The sequence below is a fragment of the Microbacterium sp. CJ77 genome, assembly GCF_002911615.1.
Lineage (GTDB): Bacteria > Actinomycetota > Actinomycetes > Actinomycetales > Microbacteriaceae > Microbacterium.
This window is the reverse complement of record NZ_PQBR01000006.1, coordinates 337,075-359,755: the sequence shown is the minus strand read 5'-3', so window position 1 is coordinate 359,755 and position 22,681 is coordinate 337,075. Positions and strand designations below refer to the sequence as shown.

The 22,681-nt window shown below is 67.6% G+C and carries 28 protein-coding genes, 1 tRNA gene and 1 pseudogene; 11 read left to right on the top strand and 19 right to left on the bottom strand.

The features are described 5' to 3' along the window. Window position 1: 1 nt before the first annotated feature. Together C2868_RS02485 and C2868_RS02480 are read right to left on the bottom strand one after the other, a co-directional pair. Window positions 2-1,426, bottom strand: a complete 1,425-nt coding sequence (locus C2868_RS02485; protein ID WP_181003322.1) for an amidase — start codon at window positions 1,424-1,426, stop codon at window positions 2-4. A 79-nt stretch (window positions 1,427-1,505) separates the two neighbouring features. Then, complete coding sequence (locus C2868_RS02480) at window positions 1,506-2,081, bottom strand: TetR/AcrR family transcriptional regulator (protein WP_103662886.1); 576 nt, start codon at window positions 2,079-2,081, stop codon at window positions 1,506-1,508. Window positions 2,082-2,196: 115 nt separating this feature from the next. On the opposite strand from C2868_RS02480, the gene C2868_RS17195 reads away from it, so the two are divergent. The 3 genes and pseudogenes from C2868_RS17195 to C2868_RS17810 form a co-directional block, all read left to right on the top strand. Beyond that, window positions 2,197-2,688 carry a hypothetical protein gene (locus C2868_RS17195; protein ID WP_146047991.1) on the top strand — a complete coding sequence of 164 codons (492 nt, stop codon included), beginning with the start codon at window positions 2,197-2,199 and terminating at the stop codon, window positions 2,686-2,688. Continuing rightward, window positions 2,685-3,071, top strand: a complete 387-nt coding sequence (locus tag C2868_RS02475) for a type II toxin-antitoxin system VapC family toxin (protein ID WP_103662885.1) — start codon at window positions 2,685-2,687, stop codon at window positions 3,069-3,071. The genes C2868_RS17195 and C2868_RS02475 overlap by 4 nt, the downstream gene beginning before the upstream one ends. A 231-nt stretch (window positions 3,072-3,302) precedes the next feature. Further along, a pseudogene (locus C2868_RS17810) lies at window positions 3,303-3,575 on the top strand (tripartite tricarboxylate transporter permease); the annotation flags it as partial. A 50-nt stretch (window positions 3,576-3,625) separates the two neighbouring features. Here C2868_RS17810 and C2868_RS02470 read toward each other — a convergent pair. From C2868_RS02470 to C2868_RS02440, 8 genes are all read right to left on the bottom strand, one after another. Beyond that, window positions 3,626-3,970 carry a type II toxin-antitoxin system PemK/MazF family toxin gene (locus tag C2868_RS02470; RefSeq protein ID WP_103662884.1) on the bottom strand — a complete coding sequence of 115 codons (345 nt, stop codon included), beginning with the start codon at window positions 3,968-3,970 and terminating at the stop codon, window positions 3,626-3,628. Next, window positions 3,967-4,200 carry a toxin-antitoxin system protein gene (locus C2868_RS02465; RefSeq protein ID WP_103662883.1) on the bottom strand — a complete coding sequence of 78 codons (234 nt, stop codon included), beginning with the start codon at window positions 4,198-4,200 and terminating at the stop codon, window positions 3,967-3,969. Before C2868_RS02465 ends, C2868_RS02470 begins: the two co-directional genes overlap by 4 nt. A gap of 27 nt (window positions 4,201-4,227) precedes the next feature. Further along, complete coding sequence (locus C2868_RS02460; protein WP_219811449.1) at window positions 4,228-4,443, bottom strand: penicillin acylase family protein; 216 nt, start codon at window positions 4,441-4,443, stop codon at window positions 4,228-4,230. Next, on the bottom strand, window positions 4,440-4,649 hold the full coding sequence (locus C2868_RS02455; RefSeq protein ID WP_103662882.1) for a hypothetical protein: 210 nt from the start codon (window positions 4,647-4,649) through the stop codon (window positions 4,440-4,442). Before C2868_RS02455 ends, C2868_RS02460 begins: the two co-directional genes overlap by 4 nt. Further along, window positions 4,646-5,458 (bottom strand): phosphotransferase enzyme family protein, encoded by an 813-nt coding sequence (locus C2868_RS02450; RefSeq protein WP_103662881.1) that lies wholly within the window; start codon window positions 5,456-5,458, stop codon window positions 4,646-4,648. Before C2868_RS02450 ends, C2868_RS02455 begins: the two co-directional genes overlap by 4 nt. Further along, the gene (locus C2868_RS02445) at window positions 5,415-5,702 is read right to left on the bottom strand and encodes a hypothetical protein (protein WP_146047989.1); all 288 of its coding nucleotides are present in this window, start codon (window positions 5,700-5,702) and stop codon (window positions 5,415-5,417) included. Before C2868_RS02445 ends, C2868_RS02450 begins: the two co-directional genes overlap by 44 nt. Window positions 5,703-5,828: 126 nt before the next feature. Beyond that, window positions 5,829-6,005: a hypothetical protein gene (locus tag C2868_RS17345; RefSeq protein ID WP_181003321.1), complete on the bottom strand. Its 177-nt coding sequence runs from the start codon at window positions 6,003-6,005 to the stop codon at window positions 5,829-5,831. Window positions 6,006-6,009: 4 nt separating this feature from the next. Next, window positions 6,010-6,246 (bottom strand): hypothetical protein, encoded by a 237-nt coding sequence (locus C2868_RS02440; protein ID WP_103662879.1) that lies wholly within the window; start codon window positions 6,244-6,246, stop codon window positions 6,010-6,012. 27 nt (window positions 6,247-6,273) lie between these two features. Between C2868_RS02440 and C2868_RS02435 the strand changes: the two genes are divergently transcribed. Beyond that, the gene (locus C2868_RS02435) at window positions 6,274-7,206 is read left to right on the top strand and encodes a 5'-nucleotidase (RefSeq protein WP_219811448.1); all 933 of its coding nucleotides are present in this window, start codon (window positions 6,274-6,276) and stop codon (window positions 7,204-7,206) included. A gap of 114 nt (window positions 7,207-7,320) precedes the next feature. Here C2868_RS02435 and C2868_RS02430 read toward each other — a convergent pair. The 6 genes from C2868_RS02430 to C2868_RS02405 all read right to left on the bottom strand — a co-directional run bounded on the left by C2868_RS02430 (window position 7,321) and on the right by C2868_RS02405 (window position 11,526). Then, a tRNA-Arg gene (locus C2868_RS02430) sits at window positions 7,321-7,392 on the bottom strand. Between the two features lie 69 nt (window positions 7,393-7,461). Then, window positions 7,462-7,953: a carbonic anhydrase gene (locus C2868_RS02425; protein ID WP_103662878.1), complete on the bottom strand. Its 492-nt coding sequence runs from the start codon at window positions 7,951-7,953 to the stop codon at window positions 7,462-7,464. A gap of 84 nt (window positions 7,954-8,037) precedes the next feature. Beyond that, window positions 8,038-8,535: an HNH endonuclease gene (locus tag C2868_RS02420; RefSeq protein WP_103662877.1), complete on the bottom strand. Its 498-nt coding sequence runs from the start codon at window positions 8,533-8,535 to the stop codon at window positions 8,038-8,040. 309 nt (window positions 8,536-8,844) lie between these two features. Then, window positions 8,845-9,684 carry a M23 family metallopeptidase gene (locus C2868_RS02415; protein WP_103662876.1) on the bottom strand — a complete coding sequence of 280 codons (840 nt, stop codon included), beginning with the start codon at window positions 9,682-9,684 and terminating at the stop codon, window positions 8,845-8,847. 14 nt (window positions 9,685-9,698) lie between these two features. After that, window positions 9,699-10,580 (bottom strand): M23 family metallopeptidase, encoded by an 882-nt coding sequence (locus C2868_RS02410; protein ID WP_181003320.1) that lies wholly within the window; start codon window positions 10,578-10,580, stop codon window positions 9,699-9,701. 244 nt (window positions 10,581-10,824) lie between these two features. Beyond that, window positions 10,825-11,526 carry a metal-dependent transcriptional regulator gene (locus C2868_RS02405; protein ID WP_103662874.1) on the bottom strand — a complete coding sequence of 234 codons (702 nt, stop codon included), beginning with the start codon at window positions 11,524-11,526 and terminating at the stop codon, window positions 10,825-10,827. 99 nt (window positions 11,527-11,625) lie between these two features. On the opposite strand from C2868_RS02405, the gene serC reads away from it, so the two are divergent. Beyond that, window positions 11,626-12,750 (top strand): phosphoserine transaminase, encoded by a 1,125-nt coding sequence (gene serC / locus C2868_RS02400; RefSeq protein ID WP_103662873.1) that lies wholly within the window; start codon window positions 11,626-11,628, stop codon window positions 12,748-12,750. Window positions 12,751-12,793: 43 nt separating this feature from the next. On the opposite strand, the gene C2868_RS02395 is transcribed toward serC, so the two are convergent. Together C2868_RS02395 and C2868_RS02390 are read right to left on the bottom strand one after the other, a co-directional pair. Then, a complete protein-coding gene (locus C2868_RS02395; protein WP_103662872.1) occupies window positions 12,794-13,597 on the bottom strand; it encodes a DUF3027 domain-containing protein in 804 nt (267 codons plus the stop codon). Then, window positions 13,581-13,964 carry a cold-shock protein gene (locus C2868_RS02390; protein WP_100811644.1) on the bottom strand — a complete coding sequence of 128 codons (384 nt, stop codon included), beginning with the start codon at window positions 13,962-13,964 and terminating at the stop codon, window positions 13,581-13,583. The genes C2868_RS02395 and C2868_RS02390 overlap by 17 nt, the downstream gene beginning before the upstream one ends. 133 nt (window positions 13,965-14,097) lie before the next feature. On the opposite strand from C2868_RS02390, the gene C2868_RS02385 reads away from it, so the two are divergent. From C2868_RS02385 to C2868_RS02360, 6 genes are all read left to right on the top strand, one after another. Beyond that, a complete protein-coding gene (locus C2868_RS02385) occupies window positions 14,098-14,376 on the top strand; it encodes a multidrug ABC transporter ATPase (RefSeq protein WP_100811645.1) in 279 nt (92 codons plus the stop codon). Between the two features lie 7 nt (window positions 14,377-14,383). Further along, window positions 14,384-16,114, top strand: a complete 1,731-nt coding sequence (locus C2868_RS02380) for a helicase-associated domain-containing protein (protein ID WP_103662871.1) — start codon at window positions 14,384-14,386, stop codon at window positions 16,112-16,114. A gap of 42 nt (window positions 16,115-16,156) precedes the next feature. Next, window positions 16,157-17,797, top strand: a complete 1,641-nt coding sequence (locus C2868_RS02375) for a DNA repair helicase XPB (RefSeq protein ID WP_103662870.1) — start codon at window positions 16,157-16,159, stop codon at window positions 17,795-17,797. A gap of 87 nt (window positions 17,798-17,884) precedes the next feature. Next, window positions 17,885-18,577, top strand: coding sequence for a response regulator transcription factor (locus tag C2868_RS02370; RefSeq protein WP_036300315.1), 693 nt, complete (start codon window positions 17,885-17,887; stop codon window positions 18,575-18,577). Window positions 18,578-18,712: 135 nt separating this feature from the next. Continuing rightward, on the top strand, window positions 18,713-20,389 hold the full coding sequence (locus C2868_RS02365; protein ID WP_103663050.1) for a HAMP domain-containing sensor histidine kinase: 1,677 nt from the start codon (window positions 18,713-18,715) through the stop codon (window positions 20,387-20,389). A 168-nt stretch (window positions 20,390-20,557) separates the two neighbouring features. Further along, on the top strand, window positions 20,558-20,845 hold the full coding sequence (locus C2868_RS02360; RefSeq protein ID WP_103662869.1) for a WXG100 family type VII secretion target: 288 nt from the start codon (window positions 20,558-20,560) through the stop codon (window positions 20,843-20,845). A 103-nt stretch (window positions 20,846-20,948) separates the two neighbouring features. Here the strand turns inward: C2868_RS02360 and groL are convergent, their stop codons facing one another. Further along, window positions 20,949-22,568, bottom strand: a complete 1,620-nt coding sequence (gene groL / locus C2868_RS02355) for a chaperonin GroEL (protein WP_103662868.1) — start codon at window positions 22,566-22,568, stop codon at window positions 20,949-20,951. Window positions 22,569-22,681 lie beyond the last annotated feature (113 nt).

Genomic DNA, 22,681 nt, shown 5'->3' with positions numbered 1-22,681 from the left:
CTCACCACGCGAGGACGGGGACGGGAAGGCGCTCCTGCAGGGCCAGGGCGATGGCAAGGGTCTCGGCGTCGGCTTCGCCGGGTCCGATGACCGACACGCCGACGGGCAGACCGGTGCGACTCCCTATTCCTGCGGGGAGCGCGGCGACGGGGAAGCCGGTGACGTTCCAGGTCGCGGTGAAGGCGGTGAGCGGATCGGTGCCGCCCATCGGACGACCGGCGTCGTACCCGTGCCCGCGCAGGGGCGCGGTCGATGCCGCGGTCGGTTCGATGAGTGCGGCGATGCTGTTTTCGGCGAACCAGCGCTGCCACGCGGCGGTGACGCCTGCCCGGCGCTCCTGGGCGGCCAGGTAGATGTCGACGGTGATAGGCGGCAGGTCGTGGGCGAGAAACTCGCGCACGCTAGGCCGGTACTCACTCGCGCGGTCGGCGTACTGCGCGTGATAAGCGCGAGCCTCGGCGAGGAAGATCGTGTCGTAGTCGGCCTTGGACAGATCCGCCGGCGCCGGGACGGTGACGACGGTCGCGCCGAGTTCCCACAGAGCCGCGACGGCCCGCTCCAGCCCCTCGCGGACATCCGGTTCGACGTCGACGGAATCGGGGCGATCCGTCACGGCCACCCGGACACCGCGCAGGTTGGCTGCCCGCGGTGCCGTGATGCCGGGACGCGCGCCGACACCGAACGGGTCGCGGGAGCGCGGCGCCGCGCTGACGACCTCGAGTGCGACGGCGCAGTCGTCGATTGTGCGGGCGATCGGGCCGGCGTGGTCGAGGGTCGTGGACAGTGGGATGACACCGTCGGTCGGCACACGACCGAACGTCGCCTTGAAGGAGGAGACTCCGACGAGGGCCGCGGGGATGCGGAGGGACCCCGCCGTGTCGGTGCCGAGTGCCAAGGGCACCATGCCGGCGGCGACGGCGGCGCCGGATCCTCCGCTGGAACCCCCGGGGCTGTGAGCGAGGTTCCAGGGGTTGCCGACCTGGTCAGTGGTGCCGCCGGCGGCGAACTCGTGCGTGTGGGTGTGCCCGACGTAGACGGCACCGGCGTCGGACAGGGCGGCCCACGCGGCGCTGTCCTCGCCCGCTATCTCCGTCGCGCGGAGGCGGCTCGAAGCGGTGAGCGGCTTGCCTGCGACGGCGAACAGATCCTTGAGCCCGACGGGGATACCCGCCAAGAGGGAGGGGTCACCCTGCGCAATGCGCCGATCCGCGGCATCCGCGGTAGCCAGCGCGGCGTCGCGGTCGAGACGCACCCACGCGTTGACAGCGCCCGGGGCTCCGTCGAAGTCGGGCTCTCCGCCGTTTCGCGCGTCGATCCTGTCGAAGGCGAGCGCCGTCAGGTCGCGCGAGCTGAGGCTGCCGTCGCGCAGCTGTTCCGCCAGACGGCGAATTCCTGAATCCAGTGGATGAGCATCATTGTTCGACACGCGATCGATCATGCGAGCGCACGGCGATCCGTGCGCTCGAAGTGAGAGAACTACCGCGGATCTGTCGCAGATGGGCGGATCAGCGCGGGTGATGCACGATGCGCAGCAGTCGCTCGACGTCGACCTGCGGCGCCACGAAGCCTCCGACGATCGTGGCCAGCATGGGCGTGCGACGCTCTCTGTTGCGGATGGAGCCGACAAGCTCGACCGCGTCCCGGGGGTCGGCCCATCGGCGGACGGACCCCGACGCCCGAGCGGCGTTCCAGAGTTCGTCGAAGCGCGCGTCGAAGACCTCGCGCATCGGCGCGATCGCTGCAGGGGTCGCGCCTACCTTCAACCCCGCGGCCTGGATGAACTGCGCGTCGTCGCTGACGAGTCGCGAGAACCTGTCGAGCACGAAAGCGATGTCGAAGACCGCCGCGCGCGAGCTGCGCGAGCCACGGGCCCACTCGCTCATGCGCTCCCACCGGTCCACGGAGATGCTGTCGACGAGCGCCTGCTTATTGGGGAAGTGACGGTAAAGCGTCGCGGAGCTAACGCCCGCACGATCGGCGATGTCGCGCGCGCTGATTTCATCGGTGCCGACCTGCGCGATGAGATTGCACGCGGCATCCAGCAACAACATGCGATTCTGTTTGGCATCGCTGCGGAGCATCCCGGGACTCCCTTGCCGAAGTGGTCAGTCACCTTATCATCGACCGGTCGAAGCAGAGTTCGCGCTCCCCGCCCGAGCCCCGCTTGCTCATGCTCCGCGCGTTCAGAATCGACGCATGGCACCCGTCAACGCTACCGGGCGCGACTTCTTGGAATCAGCGGCCGATAGATGGCCCGCCGGGACTGGCCAGTCCGGTGTGCGGCCGACTCACGCCCGTTCGATTAAGCCGTCTATGACGCCCCTGGAGGGACTCGAACACGTTTTCAGCATTGTGCTCTGCGACGCCAAGCGACAACTTCCGCGGAATTACACGGGTTCTGGCGACTGGAACGACATCGATCAACGTCCGAAATCAGCTAGCGGCAAATGGGATGCGGGCAAAACGCGGGCAAAAAAGGGGCCGTTTCCCGCGTATTCAGAGGCCAGCAATAACGGCCGCCTGGCTGCCCGCATCGTCCCCGTGGGAGGCGATCCCCTTGACGGACTCATCGCGCGAGGCGAGGCAAGGCCAGCCCGCACCGTTAGTGATGCGCTGGCAGACATCACGCGGGCGGTTTCGCCAGTGCGTACGCAGCAGCTGCTCGATGACAGTCGAGGCCGCTGGTGACGGTGGCCTACCTGGGCACCTCGGCCGCGATGAAACTGGTGATCGAGGCGACCGAGTCTGAAGCGCTCGTCGCCGCCCTCACTGATTCCTCTCGACGCCTGGCGGCGTCCTGGCTTCTGCACACCGAGTTGCATTGTGCCGCGGGTCGACATCGGGCGATCAACTCCATCGATGCGATCACGGCAGTGCTCGATGCGGTGACTCTGGTCGACGTGACACGCGGGGATCTGCTCGCTGCCGGCACTCATGCTCCGCTGCGTTCGAACGAGGCGATACACCTTGCGACCGCATTGAGGATCGGTGCCGACGAGATCGTCACCTACGATGACGAACTCGCCCGAGCCGCCGCGACGGCCGGGATCCGGGCGGTCGCCCCGGCGTGAGGGCGCGAGTGTCGCCTACGAAGTCCCGGCTCGCCTGCCAGGGTCCACGCGATCATGCCCCGCTTGACGGCAACGTTCAGGCGGGATGACGGGGTCGCAGGTCCAACCCGCCTCGCGATCTGAACGCGAAGCGATTGGGCGACATCGTCCGCGATCGCCGCTCGGACCTTGGGCTCACCCAGGCAGATCTGGCGCAGCGGATCGGGCGCGCCCGCCAGTGGGAGCGCCAATATGACCGGCGACTACCGGTTCACGGGCGACAACGCCTACCTGTTCGACGGCATCGATCTGGCCGTTCTCGCGATCGGGTTGTTCGCCATCCCCTCGGTCCTCTTCCTACTCGTAGGGGGTGAGGCTGTCGCGAAAGGCATGTCCACCATGAAGGGCGGAGTCCTCAAGGGAGCACGCGAGGTCATCCGCCACAAGCGCGTGGTCGTAGGCAACTCCCTCCCGGGCACGGGACTGGGCATCATCCTCCCGGTACTACGTACAGACCCGGCAGAGTTTGTGTCTCCCAGGAGATCAGATCCGCGCGTCCGCCGCCCACACGCTGGTCAGAGATCGAGGAAGTCGCCCAGCCAGGTGCGTACTGCTCGCAGACAGTCGATCGACACTCCGCCGGCTACCCCCGTAAGGCGATCTCGCGACAGCGTGCGAGGCTGCTCGGTCATGACCCACGATGGACGGTCCAGCCCGCTCGACCCCTCCACGCGAACGTGATTCGGCCATCCGCGGTCGGTGGTCGTGATCGGCAACACGATGGCGAGGGTTGTCACGGCATCCAAGTAACCCGCGGACGCAACGATCAGAACCGGGCGATGACCACCTTGCTCTCTGCCGCGGACAGGCTCGAGGGCCGCCCAGGCTACGACACCCGGAGCGAGGTCGGCGGTCGTCACGAAGCGTCGGCCAGTTCGGTGCGCTCCCAGTCTTCAGTCTCCGCAGCGTGCGACCGTGCATCGTCTCTCGTCGACGCGTCGATCGCGGACTTCAGCAGGTGGAGACGCCATCGCCTGTCCTCGGCATCTGCGAGACGCGCGAGGTGCGCCCCGAGCGTGAGCCCGTCACGGACGGCTTGCTCCTTGAGCCGGTCCCGGAGTTCGTCGCTGACTTTGATGGTCGTAGTCATACTCAAAGTATACCGACCAGCGTTCGATCACCTATTGTCCGGCCGAGCCCGCAACCAGATCCGCGTCTCGGCCCCCGCCTCCACCGCGTCGCGCGAGTAGGCGAGCGGAAAGCTCTCACCGTCGACCCAGGGGTCGAACAGGTCCGCGTAGTGAGGCGAGCGCGGGCCGCCGGACTGGCCCGGGGAGTTGACCGCGCGAGAGTTGTCCCACTCCCCCACATCGAGGACCATGCGGAACGTCACGTCGAGTTCACGGATGGTGAGCCCGTATGGAAGCTCGTAGCACCAGGCGCCCACATGAACGCGCAGTGCGCGATCCCATCGATCAGGAGTCCCCGCGCGATCGCGATCAGCTCGGCGGGCACGTCGGCGAGCGCGCCGGCTTCGACCGACACGATGCCGGTCGCGTCGACTTCGATGCAGAACTCCGCGCCCGAATGCGATCTCATCCGACGCCCACCAGCCAGGACGGGTCGGCGAGGTACCGCTCAGCCACGGCGACCGAGCCCGGGATGTTCTCTGCCCACAGGTCTGCGGGAAGCGCGTCCGCCCGGTGGGTCGTCGCCCATCCGAGCATCGTGAGCCTCCTCATCACCGAGAGCGCGGCTGCGCGCTGCAGGTCCTGAGGCGTGAGCGGCGCGACGCTGCGATACCCCTCCAGCCAGTTCCCGGCCATCTCGGGAGCATAGGTCGTGTGCTCGTAGAAGGTCAACGCCGATGCGAAGTCGTAGAGGAACCAGCTGTATCCGCAGTCGTCGAAATCGATGACCGTGAGCTCACCGCCGTCGACCATGATGTTCGAAGGTCGCAGGTCGGAGTGGATGAGCCCCCACTGGCCCGGCTCTCGGCGCATTCCGGCGAGCGCCTGGCGTGCCGTCTGCTCGGCGCGACGCAGCGTGCGGCTCTCGTCGAGGGTGAGGTCGGCGCCCCGCCAGTCTCCCCATCGCGCATCCGGTCCGACCATGTCGCGCAGGTCCCACTCGAATCGGCGGAAGCCCGCCGGCGCGGTCCACGCGCGCGAGTGGGTGTGCAGGAGGGCAGTCAGCCGTCCGATCTCGACGAAATGGGAGGCGTCGACCTGGTCCTCGAGGATGCGCCCGCGCACGAACTCGAAGGCGACCGCCGTCCACACAGTGTCGCCGGCGCCGGGGAACGACTGCACGAGCTCGCCGTCGGAGCCGCGCACCGGCGCGGGCGTGCGGATGTCTGTCTCTTCAAGGGCCGCGCCGCACGTCCGCCGGGGCTGCGCGAACAGCATCCTGGCGAGTCAGCTCCGTCGTGCCGCGCTGCATCGACTCGGCGAGACACTCGCGGGCGGCGGCATCCGTCCCCGCGACCACGATCGCGACGTTGTGCACCCGCCCGCGAGTGAGTCCGACGTACAGGCCCGCCGCGTCTATATCCGGCCCGACCACGGAGGTATCGGCTGTGGCGCCCTGCACGCCACGCACCGTCGACGCGTAGGCGCGTTGCTGGTGCTCCCGCGCACACTCGGTCGACACTCGCCGCGACTCGCCACCGTCGCCGACGCACACGCAAGACGACGGAGTCGTCGCGGATGCCGCGTACGATCCACTGCGCACGATTGTCGACGCCCGTAGCCGGTCGCTACGGCGGTTAGGACGGGGTCACCGACGAGGACGCGTTGCCCCCCATCCCAATGACGACCGCGCCGGATCCATCTCGCCGTGATCGACTTGCCGCTGCTGGATCGCGCCGTTGATGGCATCTGCCTCCGTGTTGCTCCCGGAAACCAACATCACCCGCTTGCCACGCGCGTGCCACTCGAAGTAGGCGTCGATCATCCGCTCACGGCTGCATCGTGATGATCAACCCGAACGACACAGCCGCCTTCCGCCAGCTCACGAGCGGCTGCCAGCACCTTCTCGCAGCCGTGTTGCGCAGCCGCAGCTTGAGCGCCGCGCACTCGGGATCGCGAAACTGATGCACCGTATCGAGCCCGACAGCCGCATTCGTGTTGCTCAGCCACCGCAGACCCTTGGGCATGGCGACACGCGGGTACGCGATGCGGACCGATATGTTCAAAGGACCGTCCATCAACCCGGGAGCAACGTGCCCTACGACCTTGAGAACATGCTCGTAGTAGGGGTCGCTTCTAGCGCGCTCTTCGATCTGTCGGAGGCCGACGGCGTGTTCCGTGAGTACGGCGAAGTCCGCTACAGGGAGTACCAGGAAGAGCATCTCGCGGTTGCGCTGAAGCCAGGCGTTGCCTTTCCCTTCATCAAACGCCTACTCTCACTGAACGACTTGTCGGAGGCCGCGCCCCTCGTCGAGGTCATCGTTCTTTCTCGCAACGACCCAGAGACGGGCCTACGTGTGATGAGATCGGTCGAAAGCCACGACCTGAATATCTCTCGCGCGATTTTCATGCAGGGTCGGTCGCCCTACGAGTACATGGGCGCACTAAATATGTCTCTGTTTCTGTCGCAGAACAAACGCGACGTTCGTATCGCGCTCGATATGGGGTTCGCAGCAGGTCAGGTCTTGGGATCACCGGCGACGGACCCCAACGGCACGGACTTGAGAATCGCCTTCGACTTCGATGGCGTGCTCGCTGACGACTCATCTGAACGCGTGATGCAGGCCGAGGGCTTACCCGCATTCCATGCGCACGAAACTGAGCATCTGGAAGAACCACTACCTGAGGGAAGGCTCTCCGAGTTTCTTCGCGGCATCAACCGCATTCAAGATATTGAGGAAGCACGAGTCGCGGAAGATCCAAGCTACAACCGTCGTGTCCACGTCGCGATTGTTACTGCCCGCAATGCTCCGTCCCACGAGCGAGTCGTGAAGACGTTGCAGTCGTGGGGCGTCCGTGTCAACGACGCGTTCTTCCTAGGCGGCATCGAGAAGGCAAGGATTCTTCGCGTCCTGAAGCCGCACATCTTCTTCGACGACCAACTCGGGCATCTCGAGAGTGCAGCTGACGAGATCCCGAGCGTTCATGTGCCATTCGGCGTGGTGAACGAGCAACGACCGGACTAGACCTTTCGCAAAAGGACGGCCGCGAGCATTTGGTCGCTGTTTACCCATTCCCGCGGCAGGCCCAGGAGCGAGATCTGCCTCAGGAGATCCTGGTCAGAGAATAATACAAGACGGTGCCCCTGGAGGGACTCGAACCCCCAACCCTTTCCTTAGGACGGAACTGCTCTTCCATTGAGCTACAGAGGCTGACCCGGCCAGTCTAGCGAGCGCCTGATCATGCCGCCCGAGCTCGACCGCAGGCCAGGAGGACGGCGGTCAGTCAGTCACCTCGTTCAACCGACCCGTCGCGACGTCGAAGACAAACCCGCGGATCGACTCCTTCAGCGGGATGAAGGGGCTTTCGCGAATGCGCGCGATGGACTTGCGCACGTCGTCGTCGGGGTTCGTGAAGGACTCCGCCGCCCACACCGGGCGGGTGCCGGTGTCGGCCTCGAGCGCGTTCGCGAAGTCGTCGTCGGTGAAGGTGAGCATGCCGCAGTCGGTGTGGTGGATCAGGATGATCTCGCGGGTTCCGAGCAGCCGCTGACTGATGGCGAGCGAGCGGATCTCGTCATCCGTCACCACGCCGCCGGCGTTGCGGATGACGTGCGCCTCGCCCTCGGCAAGCCCGAGGGCGCCATAGACGTTCAGTCGGGCATCCATGCAGGCGAGCACGGCCACGTGCTTGGCCGGGGGCAGCGGGAGAGGGCCCTCGAATGTGGCCGCGTAACGCTCGTTGTTGCGCAGCAGTTCGTCGGTGACGCTCATGTGGGGTTCCTTCGTTCAGGTCGAGGAGGGCACGGGCGCCCTGTCCTTCCATTGAACTCGGGGGCGTGCAGATTGCAAGTTCTGTTACGCCGCAAGCTCGAGGTACGGCTCCCACCGCGGGTCCGCACGCTCGGTGCCGCGCACCGTCCACTGCGCGCCGTGCGGCGGCCGCGGCGCGTACCGCAGATCCCAGCGCATCTCGGCGGGCGTCCGGTCACCCTTCAGGTTGTTGCACCGCAGGCAACAGGCCACGAGGTTCTCCCACGAGTCCGCTCCCCCACGGGAACGCGGCATCACATGGTCGATCGTGGTCGCACCCTTGCCGCAGTACGCGCAGCGGTTGCCGTCGCGACGCAGCACGCCCCGGCGGGTGACGGGCACGCGACGTGACTGCGGAACGCGGACATAGCGTGTCAGCAGGATCACCGCCGGGCGATCGACAGCACCGCGGGCGCCCCACACGGGATCGCCCTCCACGCGCTCGATGATTGTCGCCTTCGCGTTCATCACGAGCACGACAGCTCGCTTGAACGACACGACGGCCAGCGGTTCGTATCCTGCGTTCAGCACCAGAGTGCGCATCGGGTGTCCTCTCGAATAGCCCGTGACGGCTTCAGCGGTATTCGATACAGCGACGCCCGCGGGCGCGACAGGCTGAGAGGACGAAAAAAGGCGCCGCCCCTAGGGGCAGCGCCTTGCGGCCACGGTCAAGCCGCGGCATCCGTCCACACGATGACGAAGGACGTAACGACCGTGCGCATTCCGGGTTCGGATGCGAGGCGTGTTGTCCATCGGCATTTCCCATCGCTCGAGCAAGCGTTCGCGGTTAGATTACCCCACGATTCGGGGTGCGAGATTCACGGATGCCGAAGGTTCATCCGTGTCGCGCGCTCAGGTGCCGTAGGGGCCGAGCCACGGCATGGGGTCGACCTTGGCGTTGTTCACGAACACCTCGAAGTGGACGTGGTTCGCCGTCGCATACCCGGTGCGCCCCACTCCCCCGATGACCTGGCCGCGCGTCACCGTCTGACCCGGCTCGACCGTGCGGGTGCCATACGACAGATGTGCGTACAGGGTGCTGACGCGCACCCCGTCGATCACGTGCTCGATGCGGACGTACGCGCCGTAACCGCCGCTGCCGCCCTCGGTCGACTGGCTGACCACACCGTCCGCCGCCGCATAGACGGGCGAGAGCGCGGGCGCGAGCATGTCGACGCCCTTGTGCGAGCCGCCTCGAGCCCCGAAGCGGTCGCTGATATTCGAGATGTTGCGCAGCGGCCACCCGATCGCGCCCGATCCGGCCGGGATGCTGCTCAGATCGATGTTCATCATGCCGCCCGCGGCCTTGGCGCGCGCCGCGGCGGCCTCCGCGGCCTTCTTCTTCGCGATCTCGTCGGGCGTGGTCGCCGAATACGAACCGCGGGTAAGGGTGGAGCCCCCGACATCCGACGCCACAACGATCTCTTGCGCCCCGTCCGCCGCGAGCTGGTGCAGCGTCTTCGGCCCGGTCTCGGGCCGCCACGCCGCATAGGCCGGGATCGCGACGGTCGCCACCAGCCCCGCAACGACGGCAACCGTCAGGATGCTGCGCGCCGGGCGCCGACGCACGTCACCCGCCGCGGCGCTCGCGGCCGCGCGAGGCACCTGCAGCTTGCGCCACAGCGAACCCTTCGGCTGCGCCGACGCGAGACTCGTGTCCTGTTGAGAGTCTGTCGGCAGCTTGTCAGGCATGACGGAAGAGTCGATCAACCCGCGTTCGCGGCGAGCCAGCCTTCAGCGTCGACACGTGTGCCGTCGACATGGATCATCAGGTGCAGGTGCGTGCCGAACGCCAGGCCGGTGTCGCTGACCTGTCCGATCAGCTGTCCCGCGCTCACGGTCGCCCCGGCACCCACGGTGCGACTGCCCGGCAGCATGTGTCCGTAGACGGACTGCACGGCGTGACCGTTGATGTTGTGCATGATCGTGATCGTCACGCCGAGTCCGCCGCCGCCGTCGGTGGACGCCGTGACGACACCATCGGCGATGGAGTAGATCGGCGTGCCGCGCTCGACCATGTAGTCGGTGCCGCGGTGACCGGCGTAGGGCGCTCCGAAGTTGTTGAAGTACGGCAGCGGGCGACGGACGATGCCCGAACCCGGTGCGACCAGCGGAACGCCGGCGGGGATCGCGTACGAGCCGCTGACCCGGGTGGCCTTGGCCTTGGCACGCGCTGCGGCGGCCTCTTCGGCCTTCTTCTTCGAGATCTCGTCCGGCGTCGTCGCCGAATACGATCCGCGGGAAAGAGTGGAGGTGTCTGCGACATCCGAAGCGACGACGAGCGTCTGAGCGCCGTCCGCAGCGAGCTGCTGCAGCGTCATCGCGTCGGCTTCGGGCTGCCAGGCCGCATAGGCGGGAATCGCGACGGTGGCGAAGAGTCCGGTGACGACCGCAAGGGTCAGGATGCTGCGAACCGGCCCACGTCGTCCGGATTGAGACTTCGGCGCACGCTCTGGGCGGGCGGCGCGACGCTCGAGCTTGGTCGCTCGGCGCGTCGATCGATCGAGGCGGGGTGGCTTCTGTGTCTCGCTCCGAGCCGACCGTCCCCTGCGGTCTCGGCTCGCTACCTGCGCGTCGGGTGCGCTCACAGGCGAGTCAGTCTCTTCAGCCAAACGCTTCCTCCTGCCCCGGCACCCCGCGTAGGGGTGTTGGCTCGTCGCCACGATGTTCGTGGTTCAGCCGGCCGAGTGGACGAGCCTAGAGGGGCGTTCGGGCCGGGAGTTCCATCGCCTGGCTTCTCGGCGGTGGACTTTTCGAGATTACCGGAAGGTAACGGTTCTGTCACTTCGACAGGCGGGCTCTGTGGACGAATTGCGCCCTCGAGCATCCGATTCAGACGGAGGTGTCGACCAGGAAGATGTGCGCGGCAACCTCGACCGGAAGCTCGAGACCCTCGTCCGATCCGTCCATCTCGACGAGCACGTATCCCTCGTTGTAGCGGTATTTGCCCCTCGCACCCGGCATAACCCCGGCGCTGCGCAGCTGTTCGAGCAATTCGGGATCGACCTGCGCGGGCTCGGCCAGGCGACGCACGGTGCCCTCGACCGGACCGCCGACCTCGTTCAGGTGACGGACGAGTCCGACAACTCCCTGTGAAAAGATCGCCGCCGGCACATCGCCCAGTTGATCGAGGCCCGGAATCGGGTTTCCGTACGGGGATTCGGTGGGGTGCCCGAGAAGCTCGACGAGCCGGCGCTCGACCTGCTCACTCATGACGTGCTCCCAGCGGCACGCCTCTTCGTGGACGTAGGCCCAGTCCAGGCCGATCACGTCCGAGAGGAGTCGCTCGGCCAGGCGGTGCTTGCGCATGACGTCGATGGCCTTCTGGCGACCCGCGTTGGTGAGCTCGAGTCGACGGTCTTCCGAGACGACGACCAGTCCGTCGCGCTCCATGCGTCCCACGGTCTGCGAGACCGTCGGACCCGAGTGGCCGAGGCGCTCCGAGATGCGCGCGCGCAGAGGAATGATGTTCTCTTCCTCGAGCTCCAGGATGGTGCGCAGATACATCTCTGTCGTATCGATCAGATCGGTCATGGCAGGTGGTTCCTCGCGTCCGGGTTGCGAAGGTAAGCCTAACCCAGCGGGCCGTCACACGGCCGGAGTCACCCCGCGCCCGACCCTAGAATCGAGGGCATGCCCCACGTCTCCCTTCCGAGCGAACTCCTGCCCACCGACGGACGCTTCGGGTGCGGACCATCGAAGGTTCGCCCCGCCCAGCTGGCGGCCCTCGCGACCACCGGAGCAGAGCTGCTCGGCACGTCGCACCGCCAGGCCCCCGTCAAGAACCTCGTCGGCGACGTGCGCGCCCTGCTCGCCGAGCTGTTCCGCGCACCGGAGGGCTACGAAGTCCTGCTGGCGAACGGCGGATCGACGAGCTTCTGGGATGCCGCGGCCTTCGGTCTGATCGAGCGCCGCGCGCAGAACCTGGTGTTCGGTGAGTTCGGCGGCAAGTTCGCCACCGCGGCCAAGGCACCCTGGCTCGAGGCCCCGGATGTGCGCAATGCACCCGCCGGGCAGCGCACGACCGCCGAGGTCGTCGCCGGAGTCGACGTCTACGCCTGGCCGCACAACGAGACCTCGACCGGCGTGCTCGCCCCCGTCACACGGGTGCACGGCGACGACGGAGCCCTGACCGTGATCGACGCGACGAGCGCCGCGGGCGGCGTCGACGTCGACATCGCCGAGACGGACGTCTACTACTTCGCCCCGCAGAAGAACCTCGGATCCGACGGAGGGCTCTGGCTCGCACTCGCCTCCCCCGCTGCGATCGAGCGGATCGAACGCATCGGCAAGTCCGATCGGTACATCCCGGACTCGCTCAGCCTGGTCAACGCGGTGAGCAACTCACGCCTGAACCAGACGCTCAACACCCCGGCGCTCGCGACACTCTTCCTGCTGCGCGAACAGCTGTCGTGGATCGTCGACAACGGCGGCCTGTCGTGGGCCTCGGCTCGCACGGCCGAGTCGTCGGCTGCGCTGTACGACTGGGCCGAAGCATCCGCCGTCGCCACGCCGTTCGTCGCCGACCCGGCCGACCGCTCGCAGGTCGTCGTCACGATCGACTTCGACGAGAGCGTGGATGCCGCGGCCCTCGCGGCTTCGCTGCGCTCCAACGGCATCGTCGACACCGAGCCCTACCGCAAGCTCGGACGCAACCAGCTGCGCATCGCGACGTTCGTCTCGATCGAGCCCGACGACGTGCGCCAGCTCATCGGCGCGATCGAATACACGCTCGAACGGATGCCTCAGGCCTCATAGCGAGCTGACGCCGCAGGCCTAGTAGCGAGCTGACGCCGCAGGCCTAGTAGCTGCGGTCGACGCGCGGGTCCTGGTAGTCGAACTCTTCGTCGGACTCGTCGTCGTCCGAGTCGTCATCGTCGTCCGACTCGTCGTCATCGTCGGATTCATCGTCGTCGGACTCATCGTCATCGTCGTCCGAGTCATCCTCGTCGGATTCCTCGTCGTCCACGTCGTCATCCGAGTCGTCGTCGTCCGACTCCGCGTCGTCCGAGAAGTTATCGATGTCGACGCCGTCGACGTCGCCCGAGTGCAGAATCGGCGAACCGTCCTCGTCGAAGTCGGCCGCATCGAGATCGTCGATGTCGTCGTCGAGGTCGTCGTCGTCCGAGTCCTCCTCGTCGTCCGAGTCACCGGATTCGTCGTCGGATGCCTGGGCGGCAAGCGCCTCTTGGTCGAGCTCGGCCTGGTGAGCGTGATAGTCGGCCAGGCGTTCGGCCCACGGCGTCCATTCGGGCGCGAGGAGCGCGCCGTCGCCGGGCATCAACTCGGCCTCGAGCACGGTCGGGGCAGACCCCTCCACGCGCGCAAGCGTGACGGTCCAGAACCACCCCGGGTAGCCGATCATGCGGTTGGCGAACCGGAGCGACAGCGCACCGTCGGGCTCTTGGCGATACCCGGCGGCCTCGCCGATCGTCTTGTCGTCCGTGATCTCGCGCAGCGCGGCGAGCGCGAGATCGCGCGCGCCCAGCAATTCGGGATCCGGCACGTCGACATCCGGCGTCGGAGAATCCGTCAACGGAGAATCCGGCACCTCGGATTCGGGAACAGAGGCGACAGGCTGCTCGGACTCAGGCGTCGAGTTCATCGGCGACCTTACGCAGGACCGCGGCGATCTTCTTGCTGTGCGAGCTGCTCGGGTAGCGACCGCGGCGCAGATCCCCGCCCATGCCGTCGAGCAGCTTGACGAGGTCTTCGATGATGATCGCCATGTCGTCGGCGGGCTTGCGCTGCGCCTTCGACAGGCTCGGCGGCGCCTCGAGGACGCGCACCGACAGCGCCTGCAGGCCGCGCTTGCCGTCCGCAACCCCGAACTCCAGGCGTGTGCCGGGCTTGGGGGCGGGCGTTCCCGCGGGGAGTGCGGTGGCGTGCAGGAAGACGTCTTCGCCATCATCGGTGGAGATGAAGCCGAAGCCCTTCTCCTCGTCGAAGAACCTGACCTTGCCGGTGGGCATCGTGAACTACCTCGTTGCGTCTGGCACCCGCGGGCGCTGAAGAATTCGGGGAAACCCCCGACATCCCAGCCTACGGCACCACTTCCCGACGTGCGCGATGAATAGCAGCGCCGCTCCCACTAGGCTCGGACGAATGAGCACGTCTCCCGATTCTTCACAGGTGCCGCCTGGCCGCGCCGAACGCATTCTCGCGTTCATGTCGCTCGGAATCGCGCTCCTGTCGATCGTGTGCTTCTTCGCGATCATCATCGGCACGGCCACCGGAATGTCACGCGAGGACTTCTCGTCGGGAATCTGGCCGCTCGTCGCCATCCTGCCGAACATCGGGCTTCCGCTCGCGTTCGTGCTCATCATCACCCTCCTCGTCATCACCTGGGTGCGCCGCAAGCGCGCGAATCAGGCTTCGTCTTGAGCCGACGATGACAGAGGGAACGAGGGAGCTCGCCGCGCGCCTCGCGACCCTCGATGACTCGGAGTTCGCCGCCCTGCTCGCGGCACGGGGAGTCTCGCCCACTGCCGCCTGGCGCGATTACTTCGACGCCGCGGACGCGCTCACCGAGCCGACCTTCGTCGCACGGGCCCTGCAGGGGCTGACCGCGACCGAACTCGCCTCGGTCGCCCGCGCGGCCACCGACGGCACGCCGGTACCCGAAGACGTGGCCCCGACGCTGCGGAGTCTGGGACTCACGGATGCCTCGGGCATCCCTCTCCCCTCCACCTCCGCCGCGATCGATCTCGTCGCCCTCGATGCCGCCACTCCGCGAGCCACCCTGCCGCCGGCCGACGCGGCGACCGAGGGGGCCATCGCAGAACGGGCCTTCACGAGTGTTGCGTCGCTGGGCGACATCCTGATCCAGTCGCTGCAGGCGCCGTTCGCGCGCCTGGGTTCGGGGGCGCTTGCCGCCGCCGATCGCCGCCGGATCACCGAAGACCTGCAGCGCCCCGACGACCTCGATGCCCTGACCGCCCTCGCGCAGACCGCGGGGCTGCTGAACGTCGAGGGGCGCTGGTTGCTGCCCACCGCCCAGGCGGAACTGTGGTTGCGCGAACCCACCGTGCGGCGTTGGTCGATCGTCGCCACCGCGTGGCGCGACGAACTGCCCCGCGGTATCCGCGCGGGCGGCGCCTGGACCGACCCGTCGACCTGGAACGCGACATTCCCCGCGGATGCCTCGTGGCCGGTGCGTGCCGATGCCCTGCACACCCAGGCCCTCGTGTGGGGCCTGGTCGCACCCGACGGTTCCGCGCCCCCGTGGTCGCGCGCCCTGCCATCCGGCGCCGCCGAGGCCGAAGCGCGGCTCGGGGCCCTGCTCCCCCACGAGGTCGACCGCATCTATCTGCAGAACGACCTGACGGCGATCTCGCCCGGCCCCCTCGCATCCGGGCTCGATGTGCGCCTGCGCCAACTCGCCCACCGCGAGTCGCACGCACAGGCGTCGTCGTACCGCTTCACTCCCGAGACCATCGCCGCGGCCCTCACCGAGGGAGAGACCGCCGAGTCGATGCTCGAGTTCCTCGCGGGCCTGTCGTTGACCGGCGTGCCGCAGCCCCTCGAATACCTCGTGCGGACGACCGCCGACAAGCATGGACTCGTCCGCGTCGGGTACGACCCGGACGCCCCGCCCGAGACCCCGCGCACTCTGGTCACGAGCACCGAGACGCAGGCCCTCGAGACGATCGCCGTCGACCAGTCGCTGCGGCCCCTCGGTCTGGTCCGCACCACGGACGGTTCGGCGCTGACGTCCCGCGCGCCCCGCGACACCGTGCTCTGGGCGCTCATCGACGCGCGCTATCCCGCCGTCGCGGTCGACCACCAGGGAAATGAAGAGCCCATGCGACGTCACCGCATCGCGGCGAGCGCGCTGGCGCCGGGGTCGGCCCCACCCGAGTCGTACACAACGCTCATCGCGACGCTCCGCGCATCCGTCTCCTCCAACGCGGACACGGCCTGGCTCGAGCGCGAGATCGAGGCCGCCGTCCGCGCCCGCTCGATCGTCGACGTCGACGTGCAACTGCCGGATGGCTCGACCCGCACGTTCACCCTCGAGGCCAGCGGTCTGGGTGGCGGTCGCCTGCGCGGCCGCGAACGCGGAACGGACGTCGAGCGCACGCTGCCCGTTTCGAGCGTCCGCGGCGTCCGACGCGTGTGAGGCGCGCCCGGACACACGCGGGCACCGGTAGAATTGGCCCTTATGTCTGATGGCCCCCTGATCGTGCAGAGCGACCGGACCGTGCTGCTCGAAGTGGCACACCCCGACGCCGAGACCGCGCGGCACGAGCTCGCGATCTTCGCCGAGCTCGAACGGGCGCCCGAGCACATCCACACCTACCGGATCACGCGACTCGGCCTGTGGAACGCCCGTGCCGCCGGACACCACGCGGAAGACATGCTCGCCACGCTCGAACGGTGGTCGAAGTTCCCCGTTCCGCCGTCTGTCTCGATCGACGTGCAAGAGACGGTCGGCCGCTACGGCCGGCTCGTCATCGAACGCGACGACGAGGGGACGCTCGTACTGCGCAGCACGGATGGCGCCGTGCTGTCCGAGGTCGCACGCAACAAGCGCATCCAGCCGCTGCTGACGGGTCAGCCCGTCCCGGGCACCTACACGGTCGACGCGTGGGCGCGCGGGCACATCAAACAAGAGCTCCTGAAGATCGGTTGGCCGGCCGAGGATCTCGCCGGCTACACCCCCGGCACGCCGCACGAGATCGCGCTCGACGAGAGCGAGTGGAACCTGCGCCCCTACCAGCGCCAGGCGGTGGACAGCTTCACGGATGGCGGATCCGGCGTCGTCGTGCTGCCCTGTGGCGCGGGCAAGACCCTCGTCGGTGCCGCCGCGATGGCCGACACCAAGACCACCACACTGATCCTCGTGACCAACACGGTCTCGGCGCGGCAGTGGCGCGACGAGCTGCTCAAGCGCACGACCCTCACGGCGGAGGAGATCGGCGAATACTCCGGTCAGGTCAAAGAGGTCAAGCCGGTCACGATCGCGACCTACCAGATCCTCACCGCCAAGCGAAAGGGCGAGTACGCGCACCTCGCGCTGCTCGACGCGCTGGACTGGGGCCTGATCGTCTACGACGAGGTACATCTCCTCCCCGCCCCCGTGTTCAAGCTGACGGCCGAGCTGCAGGCGCGTCGTCGCCTCGGCCTCACCGCGACCCTGGTCCGCGAGGACGGACGCGAGGGCGACGTGTTCAGCCTGATCGGCCCGAAGCGATTCGATGCCCCGTGGAAAGAGATCGAGGCGCAGGGCTTCATCTCCCCCGCCGCCTGCTACGAGGTGCGCATCGACCTGCCGGCCTCCGACCGGCTCGAGTACGCCGCCGCGGCGGACGACGAGCGGTACCGGCTCGCCGCGACCGCGCACGCCAAGATCGACGTGGTGCGCCAGCTCGTCGACCGCCACGAGGGCGAGCGCATCCTGATCATCGGGCAGTACCTCGACCAGATCGACATCCTGGCCGAAGAGCTGAATGCCCAGAAGATCACGGGCGCGACGCCCGTCGACGAGCGCGAGGTGCTGTTCCAGGCGTTCCGCGAAGGCTCGATCTCGGTGCTCGTGGTGTCGAAGGTCGCGAACTTCTCGATCGATCTGCCCGACGCATCCGTCGCCATCCAGGTCTCGGGATCGTTCGGCTCGCGCCAGGAAGAGGCGCAGCGCCTCGGGCGACTGTTGCGGCCCAAGTCCAACGGCCACACCGCGAGCTTCTACACGCTGATCGCCCGCGACACGGTCGACCAGGACTTCGCGCAGAACCGCCAGCGCTTCCTCGCCGAACAGGGCTACGCGTACACGATCCTCGACGGTTCGGCGATCGCCGCCTGAGTCGCACGAGCCGCCCGATCGCGCGCCGAACGCGCCGATCAGGGCAGGATTCAGCGGATGCATCGCTCCAGTGGGGATAATGGGGTAATGACTGCACCGCGCATCCTCGTCGTAGACGATGAGCCGAACATCCGCGATCTCTTGATCACGAGCCTGCGCTTCGCCGGCTTTCAGGTCAGGGCCGTCTCTAACGGGGCTCAGACGATCTCGGCCGTTCTTGAAGAAGAGCCCGATCTGATCGTGCTCGACGTCATGCTGCCCGATATGAACGGGTTCAGCGTCACCAAGCGTCTGCGAAGCGCTGGCTACACCGCCCCCATCCTGTTCCTGACTGCCAAGGACGAGACCGAAGACAAGATCGAGGGTCTGAACGCCGGCGGTGACGACTACGTCACCAAGCCGTTCAGCCTCGACGAGATCGTCGCGCGCATCCAGGCCATCCTCCGCCGCACCATGCAGGCCGACGAAGAGGCCGTGATCCGCGCCGGCGAGCTGTCGATGGACCAGGACACGCACGACGTCAAGGTCGGCGAGGTCTCGATCGACCTCAGCCCCACCGAGTTCAAACTGCTGCGGTACCTGATGCTCAACCCCAACCGCGTGCTGTCGAAGGCTCAGATCCTCGACCACGTCTGGGAGTACGACTTCAACGGCGACGCGGGCATCGTCGAGAGTTACATCTCGTACCTGCGTCGCAAGATCGACCCGCACTCCTCCGAAGCGCTCATCCAGACCAAGCGAGGCTTCGGCTACATGCTGAAGGCCGGCAAGACCGCGTAGGGGGCTCCCCTGAGCGATCGTCACAAACCCGACAAGGTCACCCGGTGGTGGCGGGGCGTCAGCCTCCGCGCCAAGGTCACCGGGGTCACTGTGGCGATCCTCGCGATCGGCCTGTTCGCCTCGGGCATCGCGACCATGGCGTTCGTGCGCAACGCCCTCGTCGTCGCGCAGGACGAGCAGCTCCAGGCACGCGCGTCCTCGAACCTTGGCGCCGGGCTGCTGGATGTCGAGATCGACGAAGACAACGGCACCGTGAAGATCTCTTTGACCGACCAGGCAGTGGCCGGCGACTATTTCATCGCCGTCTACGAGGCGGAGGGCGAGTCGCTCGGGGGGCGACCCTCCGGTGACGGCCCGAACTGGCCAGAGGAATACACGCTCGAGAAGACGATCTCGCTCGGCACGACACCATTCACGCTGTACGACGACGACGGCGCGGTCTATCACGCCAGCGCCGGAACATTGGACCCGGGGCTGAACGGGCAGCTCTACACCCAGGTGATCGCGCAACCCCTCGCTCCGATCGACCGGACGGTCGCGACCTTCTTCGGCGTCTTCACCATCCTCGGCCTCATCACGATCGCGGCGGGTGCACTCACCACGCGGCTCCTCGTCACCCAGACGTTCCGCCCGCTCGGACAGGTCGAGCGCGCCGCGACATCCATCTCGTCCGGAGACTTCAGCCAGCGACTCACTCCCGGCGACCCGCGCACCGAGGTCGGAAAGCTCACGGGCGCGCTCAATACGATGCTCGATCGGGTGGATGCGTCGCTCAGTCAGCGCGAGGCGACCGTCCGCCAGATGCGGCGCTTCATCGGCGACGCGAGCCACGAACTGCGCACGCCCCTCGTGACGGTGCGCGGTTATGCCGAGCTGTACCGGATCGGTGCGATCCGCGGCGACGAAGACACCGCCCAGGCGATGGAACGCATCGAAAAAGAGGCGATCCGCATGGGCGTGCTGGTCGAGGACCTGCTTGCCCTGGCGCGCCTCGACGAGCGCCGCGAGGTCGAGATCGCGCCGATCGACCTGCGCCCGATCGCGCGCGACGCCGGCATGGATCTGCGCGCCGCCGCACCGCAGCGCACGGTGACGGTGATCGACGCGGATTCTCTCGCGGCGCGCATCGCCCTCGAGGACGATGGTGCGACGGGCACGATCCCCGTGGACACGGATCCCGCAGAGAAGGATGCCTCGGCCCCCCGTCGACGCGGCGGTGCGAGCTCCGGCGCACGAGCACGCTCGCTCCTTCGCCGCATCCCGCGACCCATTCCGGCACCTCGCGGCGGGTCCTCGGCCGGTGCCCCCGGGAGTCCCGCTCAGCTCTCGTTCCCGACCAAGCCGATCCCGGTCGCCGTGAGTCGCCCACCCGTGGTGCTCGGGGACGAGAACCGGATCCGCCAGGTCGTCGCGAACCTGCTCGGCAACGCGCGCCGCTTCACCGCCGACGATTCACCGATCGAGATCGTGGTCGGCACCGACGTCACCGCGGTGAGCGAGACCGCCCCTCTCGGCATGGGGTGGGTAGCGATCGTCGACCACGGCGAAGGCATTCCCGAGCAGATCCGCGACAACATCTTCCAGCGCTTCTGGCGCGCCGATTCTTCGCGGACGCGCGAAACCGGCGGCTCCGGCCTCGGACTCGCCATCGTCGCGTCGATCGTCGCGGCGCTGAACGGCACCGTCGAGGTCGAAGACACCCCGGGCGGTGGCGCCACCTTCCGTGTCTCGTTCCCCATTGCGCCCGAGTCGACGCTGTACCTCGACACGCAGCCGCTCCCCGAGCTGCCGCCTCGGCCGCCGCTCCCCTGACGCCGTCTCGTCCCGGGCGGACTCGCTCCGCCGACCCGTCCTCCCCAGGGGCGGCGAAGAGGGGCGAGCAGAGGAGATGGATGCGGGGGCGGCGGCGCGCACGACGCAGCGCATAACGTCGGGTCAGCCGCCGACCATCCGGCGGCACCGATCCCTCGAAGGAGCCCCATGGCCGTTTTCACCGTCGACTCCGACGCCGTCATCGCTCAGTCCGCCGCGATCCGCGGGACGACCGACCGCATCCAAGCCGAATCGCAGGCGATGCTCGGGCAACTCGTGCAGCTGCAGTCCACGTGGACCGGGCAGGCATCCGCGGCCTTCCAGGAGACCGTCGAACGCTGGCGCGCGACGCAGCGTCACGTCGAAGAGAGCCTCGCCGCCATCACCCTGGCACTGGAATCCGCCGGCCGACAGTACGCGGATGCCGAGGTCACGAACGCCGCCCTGTTCCGCTGACCCGCGCCTCGCGCTCACGTAACCGCGCTCTCACCAACCCCAGGCAGACGAAAAGAAGGGCCCCGGCGTGACGCCGGGGCCCTTCTGGTGATTCGTGCGGGACTTAGAAGTCCATGCCACCCGTCGGGTCGCCCGCCGGAGCGGAGACCTTCTCGGGCTTGTCGGCAACGACGACCTCGGTCGTCAGGAACAGACCGGCGATCGATGCGGCGTTCTGCAGGGCGGAGCGCGTCACCTTGGCGGGGTCGATGATCCCGTACGCGAACATGTCGACGTACTCACCGGTCGCGGCGTTGAGGCCGTGTCCGATGGGCAGCTCGGCGACCTTGTTCGCCACGACGCCGGGCTCGAGGCCGGCGTTCAGGGCGATCTGCTTGAGCGGCGCCTCGATCGCGACGCGAACGATGTTCGCACCGGTCGCCTCGTCACCCGTCAGGTTGAGCGTGTCGAACACGTTCTTGCCGGCCTGGATGAGGGCGACGCCACCACCGGCGACGATGCCCTCTTCGACGGCGGCCTTCGCGTTGCGAACGGCGTCCTCGATGCGGTGCTTGCGCTCCTTGAGCTCGACCTCGGTTGCCGCGCCGGCCTTGATGACGGCGACGCCACCGGCGAGCTTGGCGAGGCGCTCCTGGAGCTTCTCGCGGTCGTAGTCGCTGTCGGTGTTCTCGATCTCGCGGCGGATCTGGGTCACGCGACCCTCGATCTGCTCCGAGTCGCCGGCACCCTCGACGATCGTGGTCTCATCCTTGGTGATGATGACCTTGCGCGCCTTGCCGAGCAGGTCGGTGGTCGTGTTCTCGAGCTTGAGACCGACCTCTTCGCTGATGACCTGACCACCGGTGAGGATGGCGATGTCCTGCAGCTGCGCCTTGCGACGGTCGCCGAAGCCGGGAGCCTTGACGGCAGCCGACTTGAAGATGCCGCGGATCTTGTTGAGCACGAGAGTCGCGAGAGCCTCGCCCTCGACGTCCTCGGCGATGATGACGAGCTCCTTGCCCTCCTGGATCACCTTGTCGACGACCGGCAGCAGGTCCTTGATGTTGGAGATCTTGGAGTTCGCGATGAGGATGTAGGGGTCCTCGAACACGGCTTCCTGGCGCTCGGGGTCGGTGACGAAGTAGGGGTTGATGAAACCCTTGTCGAAACGCATGCCCTCGGTGAGCTCGAGCTCGGTGCCGAACGTGTTCGACTCCTCGACGGTGACGACGCCTTCCTTGCCGACCTTGTCGATCGCCTCGGCGATCAGGTCACCAATGGTGGTGTCGGCGGCCGAGATCGACGCGGTGGCGGCGATCTCTTCCTTGGTCTCGACCTCTTTGGCGCTCTTGAGCAGCTCGGCCGAGATGGCCGCGACGGCCTTCTCGATGCCGCGCTTGAGCGAGATCGGGTCGGCGCCGGCCGCGACGTTGCGCAGGCCTTCCTTGACGAGCGCCTGAGCCAGAACCGTGGCGGTGGTGGTGCCGTCACCCGCGACGTCGTCGGTCTTCTTGGCGACCTCCTTGACGAGCTCCGCGCCGATCTTCTCGTACGGGTCGTCGAGTTCGATCTCCTTGGCGATCGAGACGCCGTCGTTCGTGATCGTGGGGGCGCCCCACTTCTTCTCGAGCACGACGTTGCGACCGCGGGGGCCGAGCGTCACCTTGACGGCGTCGGCGAGGATGTTCAGGCCGCGCTCGAGGCCGCGTCGGGCCTCTTCGTCGAAAGCGATGATCTTTGCCATGTGTGTGTCGTCCCTCCCGGACGTAGGTATTGGTTTAGCACTCCGGTAAGGCGAGTGCTAACGCCCATTCTGGCACTCACCCCCACCGAGTGCAAGCCGCGGGGAGTCCGGAT

Excerpts from the sequence above, each read along its gene's own strand:
- C2868_RS02420 (WP_103662877.1), bottom strand. The coding sequence starts at position 8,535 with ATGCGCACTCTGGTGCTGAACGCAGGATACGAACCGCTGGCCGTCGTG.
- C2868_RS02385 (WP_100811645.1), top strand. The coding sequence starts at position 14,098 with ATGAGCACGTCTCCCGATTCTTCACAGGTGCCGCCTGGCCGCGCCGAA.
- C2868_RS02415 (WP_103662876.1), bottom strand. The coding sequence starts at position 9,684 with ATGCCTGACAAGCTGCCGACAGACTCTCAACAGGACACGAGTCTCGCG.
- C2868_RS02380 (WP_103662871.1), top strand. The coding sequence starts at position 14,384 with ATGACAGAGGGAACGAGGGAGCTCGCCGCGCGCCTCGCGACCCTCGAT.
- C2868_RS02360 (WP_103662869.1), top strand. The coding sequence starts at position 20,558 with ATGGCCGTTTTCACCGTCGACTCCGACGCCGTCATCGCTCAGTCCGCC.
- C2868_RS17195 (WP_146047991.1), top strand. The coding sequence starts at position 2,197 with ATGGCACCCGTCAACGCTACCGGGCGCGACTTCTTGGAATCAGCGGCC.
- C2868_RS02450 (WP_103662881.1), bottom strand. The coding sequence starts at position 5,458 with ATGCTGTTCGCGCAGCCCCGGCGGACGTGCGGCGCGGCCCTTGAAGAG.
- C2868_RS02370 (WP_036300315.1), top strand. The coding sequence starts at position 17,885 with ATGACTGCACCGCGCATCCTCGTCGTAGACGATGAGCCGAACATCCGC.
- C2868_RS02375 (WP_103662870.1), top strand. The coding sequence starts at position 16,157 with ATGTCTGATGGCCCCCTGATCGTGCAGAGCGACCGGACCGTGCTGCTC.
- C2868_RS02425 (WP_103662878.1), bottom strand. The coding sequence starts at position 7,953 with ATGAGCGTCACCGACGAACTGCTGCGCAACAACGAGCGTTACGCGGCC.
- C2868_RS02480 (WP_103662886.1), bottom strand. The coding sequence starts at position 2,081 with ATGCTCCGCAGCGATGCCAAACAGAATCGCATGTTGTTGCTGGATGCC.
- C2868_RS02365 (WP_103663050.1), top strand. The coding sequence starts at position 18,713 with ATGGCGTTCGTGCGCAACGCCCTCGTCGTCGCGCAGGACGAGCAGCTC.
- C2868_RS02395 (WP_103662872.1), bottom strand. The coding sequence starts at position 13,597 with ATGAACTCGACGCCTGAGTCCGAGCAGCCTGTCGCCTCTGTTCCCGAA.
- C2868_RS02405 (WP_103662874.1), bottom strand. The coding sequence starts at position 11,526 with ATGACCGATCTGATCGATACGACAGAGATGTATCTGCGCACCATCCTG.
- C2868_RS02465 (WP_103662883.1), bottom strand. The coding sequence starts at position 4,200 with ATGACTACGACCATCAAAGTCAGCGACGAACTCCGGGACCGGCTCAAG.
- serC (WP_103662873.1), top strand. The coding sequence starts at position 11,626 with ATGCCCCACGTCTCCCTTCCGAGCGAACTCCTGCCCACCGACGGACGC.
- C2868_RS02390 (WP_100811644.1), bottom strand. The coding sequence starts at position 13,964 with ATGCCCACCGGCAAGGTCAGGTTCTTCGACGAGGAGAAGGGCTTCGGC.
- groL (WP_103662868.1), bottom strand. The coding sequence starts at position 22,568 with ATGGCAAAGATCATCGCTTTCGACGAAGAGGCCCGACGCGGCCTCGAG.
- C2868_RS17345 (WP_181003321.1), bottom strand. The coding sequence starts at position 6,005 with ATGATCGACGCCTACTTCGAGTGGCACGCGCGTGGCAAGCGGGTGATG.
- C2868_RS02455 (WP_103662882.1), bottom strand. The coding sequence starts at position 4,649 with ATGAGATCGCATTCGGGCGCGGAGTTCTGCATCGAAGTCGACGCGACC.